This is a genomic window from Cognatishimia sp. F0-27 (assembly GCF_020667845.1).
Classification (GTDB): Bacteria; Pseudomonadota; Alphaproteobacteria; order Rhodobacterales; family Rhodobacteraceae; genus JAFMPQ01.
In genome coordinates, this window is sequence record NZ_JAFMPQ010000040.1 from 36,381 (window position 1) to 44,512 (window position 8,132).

The window sequence follows — 8,132 nt, forward strand, 5'->3', positions numbered from 1 at the left end:
CGATCCCTCCCAAGGCATATCAAAATCGGTTGAAAGTATTAATGTCATACATTATACCGAAGTGCAAATAGAACCGGCTCGGGCGCTGTGCGGTGCTTCGAAGTTGACGCGGGAGGAGGAGGCACGTCGATGCTTGAGGCCGCTTTTGAGGCGCTTTCGATTATCTCCGACCCGTCGCGCCTGATCTTTGTCGCGCTGGGAACCGTTCTGGGCCTCATGATCGGGGTCATCCCCGGCATTGGCGGCCTTGTTGGCCTTGCCCTGCTGTTGCCATTCACCTTCTCGATGGATCCCTACACCGCCTTGGCCTTTTTGGTCGGTGTGCAGGCTGTGACGACGACCTCGGACACGATCCCGGCCGTCTTGTTTGGTGTGCCGGGCACCACCGGCTCTGCGGCCACTGTGCTTGACGGACACCCGATGGCCAAGAACGGTCAGGCCGGGCGCGCGTTTGGCGCGGCCTTCACGGCCTCGGTGTGCGGGGGATTGTTCGGTGCGGTGGTTCTGGCGATGTCGATCCCGCTGCTGCGCCCGTTCATCCTGTCGATCGGCACTCCTGAACTGTTGGTGATCTGCCTTCTTGGCATGACGCTCGTGGTGTCGCTGAGCCACGGTGCCTTGTTCAAGGGGCTGGTGGCCGCAGCGCTCGGCCTGTTACTCGCGACCATCGGGGACGAGGCGCAAACGGGGACGCTGCGATGGACCTTCGGGTCGTTCTACCTCTGGGACGGGCTCAGCCTTGTGCCTGTTGCCCTTGGTCTGTTTGCCGTGCCCGAAATGATCGATCTCGGGGCCGCCAAACGCAGCATCGCGCGCGACAACAAGAAGATTTCGGCATGGGATCAGGTGGAGGGGATGAAGGATGCCTTCCGCAACTGGTGGCTTGTGTTGCGCTGCTCCAGCATCGGGACGTTTCTGGGGTCGATCCCCGGCCTTGGCGCAAACGTCATCGACTGGATTGCCTATGGCTATGCGGCGCGCGCCGTGCCCGGTGCAAAGGACAGCTTCGGCAAGGGCGACGTGCGGGGCGTGATCGCCTCTGAAAGCGCCAACAATGCCAAGGAGGGCGGCGCCTTGGTGCCGACCCTCGCGTTCGGGGTGCCGGGCTCGGCCTCGATGGCGATTCTTCTGGGCGCCTTCCTGATCCACGGCATCTCGCCGGGGCCCAACATGCTGGATCAGGATCTCGACATCACCTTTACGCTGATCTGGACCGTGGCCATTGCAAATATCCTTGGCGCGGGCATCTGTTTTCTGCTCGCGGGGCAGTTCGCAAAGGTTGCCGCTGTGCGTGCCGGTGTGCTGGTGCCGCTGGTGTTCGGAATCATGGTGATTGGCGCCTACCAGGGCGCGCGGGACTACGCGGACCTCATCGTGCTCATCAGCTTCGGCGCCTTGGGCTGGGCGATGAAACGGCTCAACTGGCCGCGCGCGCCCCTGATCCTTGCCTTCGTGCTGGGGGGCTTGGTGGAGAACTACCTCTTCATCTCGCAGCTCCGCTACGGGTTTGAGTGGATGTTGCAACCGCTTCCGGCGGTCGTGCTGCTCCTCATCGCTTTCTTGTTGCTGCGTCCGCTGGTTGTGCGGTTCCTGCCCAGTTGGAACAGACAGCAAGCCAAGACGCCGGATGCCGAAACGCCTGACGCACGCCCCCCCATGCATGCGACCCGGTCAGAATTCATTGCCGATATGGCGATGTGGGCCGGTGTCGTTGCCCTGATGATCTTCGTCTACGTGACAGCCAGCGGCTGGGAGATGCCGGCGCGGATTCTGCCGCAGACCGTCGCCATCGGCGGCTTCATCGCGGCGGGTGGCTTTGCCGTCTTCTTTGCCATGGGCAAGATCCCCACGATGGAAGTCACCGACCATGAACCGATCAGGGCCGTTCTGGTTCAAGCCGTTTGGATGATCGCCTTGATCGTCGGCGTGCTGATCATCGGCATGGTCCCGGCCATTGCCGTGTTCGGATTTGCCTACATGCTGATTGAAGGCAAGGTGAAGCCGCTTCACGCGGTGCTGCTGATGGCGCCGTTCCTCGGCGGTATCTACTTCCTCTTCCACGAAATGCTGCACATCCCATGGCCGCGCTCCTACCTGGGCGATTGGTTGCCTGACCTGCGCCGCGCCACTGGCCGTATGATCTGACTTGAAAAGGAGCTCGCCGAAATGGATGCGAACACACCGGACGGCCCCCGTGACCCGTTGCCCAACCATCAGCTTTACGGCAGCGACCTGATCGCAGAGGCGCTGCGGGATCACGGCTTTCCCTATATCTGCCTGAATCCCGGTGCGAGCTATCGCGGGCTGCACGACAGTCTCGTCAACCATCTGGGCAATAAAAACCCCGAGATCGTCACCTGCATGCACGAAGAACATGCGGTCGGCATCGCTCAGGGATATGCCAAGATCACCGATACCGCGCTGGCCGTGGCGGTTCATTCCAATGTCGGCCTGATGCATGCCTCCATGGGGATGTTCAATGCGTGGTGTGACCGCACGCCGATGCTGGTCATCGGGGCCACGGGGCCCTTGGATGCCAGCAAACGCCGCCCGTGGATCGAGTGGATCCATACCACCGTGGATCAGGGCAGCATGGTGCGCGGCTATACCAAGTGGGACGATCAGCCGGGCTCCCCGGAGGCTGCAGTGGACTCGATCCGTCGCGGCGTGATGTTGGCCAACACGCGGCCATCTGGCCCGGTCTATGTAAACCTGGACGTTTCCATCCAGGAGCAGGAGATCGACGAGCGCCCCGTGCTGCCGCCCCTCGATCTGGTCGCCTCCCCGGAGGATGCGGAGCCGCCCAAAGGCGCGCTGCAACGGGCTCTGGACATACTGGAGAAGGCCGAGCGCCCGTTCATCTTCTGTGGCCGCTCGACCCGCAGCGAGGAGGGCTGGGCCGACCGTATCGCGCTTGCGGAACGCCTCGGCGCGCGCACGACAACCCATATGAAACTGCCCGCCGGCTTCCCCACGACTCACCCCGCCTTCATCGGAGAGACCGGCTGGCGACTGAAGGGCGCGGTGCTCGACGCGATCCAGAACGCCGACGCGATTCTGATGCTCGACTGGCTGGACGCAGGCAATGCGATCAAGCTGGCCTTCCCGCCGGGCACCAAGCGCCCGCCCATCATCGGCGTCTCCAATGATTTCCACATCCATCGCGGCTGGAACATGGATTACGGCGGGCTGCCCGAGGTGGACGTTTCGATCCCCACTGTCACCGAGACGACCGTGCGCGCCTTGCTGGACGGATTGGGAGGGGGAGACGCGCCCTCGCAGCCGCTGACATCATGGGACGTGCCGGACATCCCCGACCGGGGTGAGATCGGTCTGATGGATCTGGCGCGCGCGTTCCACAAGGCCAGTGCGGGCCGCGAGATCTCCATTACCGGCCGCCCGCTTGGCTGGCCGCAAAACGCCAATGAAATCACCCACCCTCTGGGCTTTCTCGGCCACACGGGTGGCGGTGGCCTCGGGGCAGGCCCCGCGATTGCGGTGGGTGCTGCCCTCGGGTTGCGCGAGATAGGCTCAGACCGCCGCGCCGTCGCGATCCTTGGCGATGGCGATTATACCATGGGGCTAACGTCGATCTGGAATGCCGCGACGCTCAAGCTGCCGGTTCTGTTCCTGATCGCCAACAACCATTCCTATTACAACGACGAGGATCACCAGATCAAAGTCGCACGCAAGCGGGGCAGGGCGGAGGAAAACGCCCCCATCGGTCAGCGGATGCAGGGGCCGGAGCCGGATCTGGCGGGCCTTGCGCGCAACCTGGGCCTCGAAGCGCCAGAGCCTGTGACGGATCTTGCCGACCTTCCCGCAGCGCTCACCCACGCGCTGGACCGGGTCGCGCAAGGGGCCGCGATCGTCCTCGATGTGCGTGTGAGGGCCGAATATATCGGCAAGGAAATGGTGGAACTGTCATGAGCAAACGATCCAGATCCGAAGCCTTTGCCACGGCGCCAGACGGGACGCGCATCCGCTACGTCACCTGGGCCAATCCCAACGCGACCCGCCGTGTTGTCCTGATCCATGCGCTTGCGAATGTCGCGGAGTTTTGGTCCGCGACGGTCGATGCTCTTGGCCCGGAATGGGAGGCATTGGCGGTCGACTGCCGGGGTCACGGTGCGTCGGGCAAGCCTGCGGGGCCGTATTCGGTTGAATTGATGGCCGACGATATCGCCGCCGTCATGGATCATGCGGGCTGGGACAGCGCGGTTGTCGCGGGCGCTTCTATGGGCGGCTGCATCGCCATGGCGGTGGCGGCGCGGCACCCGGCCCGTGTCGCAGGCCTTGGCTTGATCGACACGACCGCTTGGTATGGCGAGAACGCAGTGACAGCGTGGGAAGAGCGGGGCCAGAAGGCGGTAGACGGCGGCATGGCCGCGCTGATCGGGTTCCAAAAGACCCGATGGTTCTCGGACGCCTTCCGCGAGTCCCAGCCGGAAATCCTGCAAGACGCCATCGACACGTTCACCGCAAACGATGTGTCCGCCTATCTTGAGACGTGCCGCATGCTTGGCCGCGCCGACATGCGCGCTGCGCTCGGCTCCTTCCAGTGCCCGGTGGCGGTCATGGTGGGCGAAGAAGACTACGCCACCCCGATCGCAATGGCCGAAGCTCTTGTCGCCGCCGTTCCCGATGCCAGTCTGACGATCGTCCCCGGCGCGCGGCACCTGACCCCTTTGGAAGTGCCGGACACCGTCGCAGAGATCATCATGTCGGTATGAGCGAAGGCCACGCAGAGATCATCATGTCGGCATGACCGAGGGCGGCGCGGCGATCAACATATCGATATGAGCGAAGGCCGCGCGGAAGAAGAAGGGCGTTTCGACCGGCCTGACCGCTGAGGAACGAAAGCGGTCTGCGGACCCCGTCGCGGATCGGACCGGAGACACAATGCGCCTTGGCGTCCAGCGCGGGCCCGGGGCGGTGCGGCGGGCGCCGGGCCCGCCCAAGATGCCTTTCCCGTCAAACGAGGCCAACCAGCATGCGAAAGAACCGCTTTGACTACATCATCGTTGGCGCTGGTTCGGCCGGATGCGTGCTTGCCAACCGATTGACCGAAGACGGCACAACCACCGTGCTCCTATTGGAGGCGGGCGGGCCGGACAACCACCCCTACATCAAGGTCCCGCTAGGTATGGGCAAGATGCACAGCCGCAAGATGTTCGATTGGGGGTATCGCTATGAAGCCGCACCAGACTTGGGTGGCCGCGAAATCGAAGCCATGCGTGGCAAGGTGCTGGGCGGATCATCGTCGATCAATGTCATGGCCTATGTGCGCGGCAACCGCGGCGATTATGCGCGTTGGGAGCGCAACGGCGCCACGGGTTGGGGCTATGCGGACGTCTTGCCCTATTTCAAACGGAGCGAGCGTTTCGACGGCGGTGCCGACACCTGGCGGGGCGGGGAGGGCCCCCTCGGCATCGTCAGGATCTTTCCCAAGGATCCGTTATGGGAGGATTGGGAGGCTGCTGCGATATCGGCAGGCCACAAGATCCTGTCGGACCACAACGGAGAGGAGCAACTCGGTTTCTCGCGCGCGCAATACACCATCCGCAACGGACGCCGAAGCTCTGCTGCCTCGGCTTTCCTTCACCCGGCGATGAAACGCCCCAACCTGACCGTCAAGACATCCGCGCAGGCCCACCGAATTCTCATGGACGGCACGCGGGCCGTCGGGATCCGGTATGAATGCGGCGATGAGATCCTGTCCGCCCATGCCGATCGCGAAGTCATCCTGTCGGGCGGCGTGTTCAATTCGCCGCAACTGCTCATGCTGTCGGGCATCGGTCCCGCCGACCACCTGAAGGAATTCGGCATCAGCCCGCTGGTGGACCTGCCCGTGGGTCAAAACCTGCAGGACCACCTGGCGGTGTGGATCCTGTGGTCCCGTCCGCAGAACACCAGCCCTTTCCGCGACCTTCTCCGTGCTGACCGCATGTCGGCGGCTTTTGCGCTGGCTTATTTGTTCGGCGCGGGACCAGCCACCGTTCCGCCCAGCGGCATGGCCGCCTTTGGCAATTACAATGAGCATCTCTCTGCTCCGGAGATCCAGTTCCTGTTCCGCGCGGCACCAAAGCACCCGGAGATGTGGTTTCCGGGTATCAAGCGAAAATACGATGACGCGTTCGGGATCAGACCCGTTCTTCTCCACCCCGAGAGCCGCGGTAAAGTGCTGTTGCGCTCGACCAATCCTCGGGACCGGGTGCGCCTGATCCCCGGCTTCTTCTCCGCCCCGGGCGACATGGCTACCCTTCTGAAGGGCTACAAGGTCGCCCACGAGATCGGGATGCAACCGGCGCTGGACAAGTATCGCGGCACGCGCATAGACCCGCTACCGGACGTCAAGTCCGACAGGGACATTGAAGCCTGGATCAGGAAGAAGGCGATCACGGCGCATCACCCGTGTGGCACTTGCCCGATGGGCACGGGGCCGAACACGGTCCTCGATCCTGACCTCAAGGTCAAAGGAACCGAAGGCCTGCGCGTCGTGGACGCCTCGGCAATGCCCGACCTGACATCGGGCAACATCAATGCACCCGTCTACATGATTGCCGAAAAAGGCGCCGACCACATCCGCGGTGCGCTCCTCCCTCCGATGCCAGAGGCCTAGTGCGGGTCGCACATTCGGCCTTGTCTCGGGACCGACCCCGTTCGGGTCAGCCGAAGATCGAGCATCTGCGGAGGCAGCGAACACCAGCCTGCAGGACCGGGACAAGACATCTGCGCCCATGGCGCGATAGGAAAGGGGGCTTGCCCACCGCAAATCCGGGGCCGGACGCTGATCCTCGCACAGTCGGGTCTGCAGGCCGTAGCGCGGCCAGCACCGCAGCCACCAAACGACGTCGACGGTTTCACCGCGCATCAGTCTCCAGCCCCACCCGAACGCTGCCGCCCGTCCGTCTTTGATTTCGGGGGGGGCTGGACCGCCCCAATTCGTTTGCAGTATGTGTGCACTCCGGACGCGAAGGCGCTGTTTGCGCGCCATAGGAGAGCCAAAAATGCCCAACCTCGCAGCCGCTGCGGCAGCGCGTTTATCGGTGGCCCCGATGATGGACTGGACTGACCGCCATTGCCGGTTCTTTCATCGCGTGCTGTCCCGAAACGCGCTGCTCTATACCGAGATGGTGACCGCGCCCGCGCTTGTTCGTGGCGGTGCGCTGCATCTTCTGGAGCACAGCGCCGAAGAGCATCCGGTCGCGTTGCAGCTTGGCGGCTCCGACCCGACAGAGCTGGCACAGGCGGCGCGGCTTGGTGCGGCGGCTGGGTATTGCGAGATCAACCTCAATTGCGGCTGCCCCTCCGATCGTGTGCAATCCGGCACCTTCGGCGCCGTGCTGATGCGCGATCCTGCGCTGGTCGCGCGAGCGTTCCGGATGATGCAGGGGGCGGTTGAGGTTCCGGTGACGGTGAAATGCCGGATCGGCGTGGATGAGCAGATCCCGGCGGAGACCCTGCCGGAATTTCTTTCACAACTCGTGGGTGCGGGTTGCGAGCGGGTCATCATCCACGCGCGCAAGGCCTGGCTCAAGGGGCTGAGCCCGAAGGAAAACCGCGATATCCCGCCGCTCGATTACGCGCTTGTGCACGAGATGAAGGCGCTGTTTCCCAATCTCATCATCGACATCAACGGTGGGATCGAGACACTCGACCAGACACGCGGGTTTCTCGATGCCGGGCTGGACGGGGTGATGGTCGGGCGCGCCGCCTATCATCGGCCCTGGGATATCCTGGGAACCGCCGACGCGGTGATCTGGGGCGACACGCCCCGCTGCGCAACACCCGAGGCGGCCGCCATCGCGATGATCCCCTATATCGAGGCGCATCTGGCCGGGGGCGGTCGCCTGCATCAGGTGACACGCCACATGCTCGGGCTCTTTGCCGGGCGACCGGGTGCGCGGCTCTGGCGGCGTGTCCTGTCCGAAGGCGCCAACCGACCCGACGCGGGCCCGGCGCTGCTTGAGGAGGCACTGGAAACGGTTCAGGCGGCATCCCGCGCGGCCTGACGGGAGACCGGGTGCGCGGCTCTGGCGGCGTGTCCTGTCCGAAGGCGCCAACCGACCGGACGCGGGCCCGGCGCTGCTCGAAGAGGCTCTGGAGATGGTTCAGGCGGCATCGCGCGC

Annotated in this window: 5 protein-coding genes; all 5 read left to right on the top strand. The window is 64.1% G+C overall.

Translation table 11 applies throughout. The annotated features are described in order from the left end of the window. The first annotated feature begins 129 nt into the window (after positions 1 to 129). The 5 genes from J1C49_RS18230 (at position 130) to dusA (ending at position 8,015) form a co-directional block, all read left to right on the top strand. A complete protein-coding gene (locus J1C49_RS18230; protein ID WP_227447275.1) occupies positions 130 to 2,145 on the top strand; it encodes a tripartite tricarboxylate transporter permease in 2,016 nt (671 codons plus the stop codon). Between the two features lie 21 nt (positions 2,146 to 2,166). Continuing rightward, the gene (locus J1C49_RS18235) at positions 2,167 to 3,930 is read left to right on the top strand and encodes a thiamine pyrophosphate-binding protein (protein WP_227447276.1); all 1,764 of its coding nucleotides are present in this window, start codon (positions 2,167 to 2,169) and stop codon (positions 3,928 to 3,930) included. Continuing rightward, entirely contained in the window at positions 3,927 to 4,733 is an 807-nt protein-coding gene (locus J1C49_RS18240; protein ID WP_227447277.1) for an alpha/beta fold hydrolase, read from the top strand. The genes J1C49_RS18235 and J1C49_RS18240 overlap by 4 nt, the downstream gene beginning before the upstream one ends. Positions 4,734 to 4,993: 260 nt before the next feature. Then, positions 4,994 to 6,622 (top strand): GMC family oxidoreductase, encoded by a 1,629-nt coding sequence (locus J1C49_RS18245; RefSeq protein ID WP_227447278.1) that lies wholly within the window; start codon positions 4,994 to 4,996, stop codon positions 6,620 to 6,622. Positions 6,623 to 7,010: 388 nt separating this feature from the next. After that, on the top strand, positions 7,011 to 8,015 hold the full coding sequence (gene dusA / locus J1C49_RS18250) for a tRNA dihydrouridine(20/20a) synthase DusA (protein ID WP_227447279.1): 1,005 nt from the start codon (positions 7,011 to 7,013) through the stop codon (positions 8,013 to 8,015). Positions 8,016 to 8,132: the final 117 nt, after the last annotated feature.

What these genes read in the sequence shown, in the direction of transcription:
- J1C49_RS18230 (WP_227447275.1), top strand. Translation starts at nt 130, where the DNA reads ATGCTTGAGGCCGCTTTTGAGGCGCTTTCGATTATCTCCGACCCGTCG.
- J1C49_RS18235 (WP_227447276.1), top strand. Translation starts at nt 2,167, where the DNA reads ATGGATGCGAACACACCGGACGGCCCCCGTGACCCGTTGCCCAACCAT.
- J1C49_RS18240 (WP_227447277.1), top strand. Translation starts at nt 3,927, where the DNA reads ATGAGCAAACGATCCAGATCCGAAGCCTTTGCCACGGCGCCAGACGGG.
- J1C49_RS18245 (WP_227447278.1), top strand. Translation starts at nt 4,994, where the DNA reads ATGCGAAAGAACCGCTTTGACTACATCATCGTTGGCGCTGGTTCGGCC.
- dusA (WP_227447279.1), top strand. Translation starts at nt 7,011, where the DNA reads ATGCCCAACCTCGCAGCCGCTGCGGCAGCGCGTTTATCGGTGGCCCCG.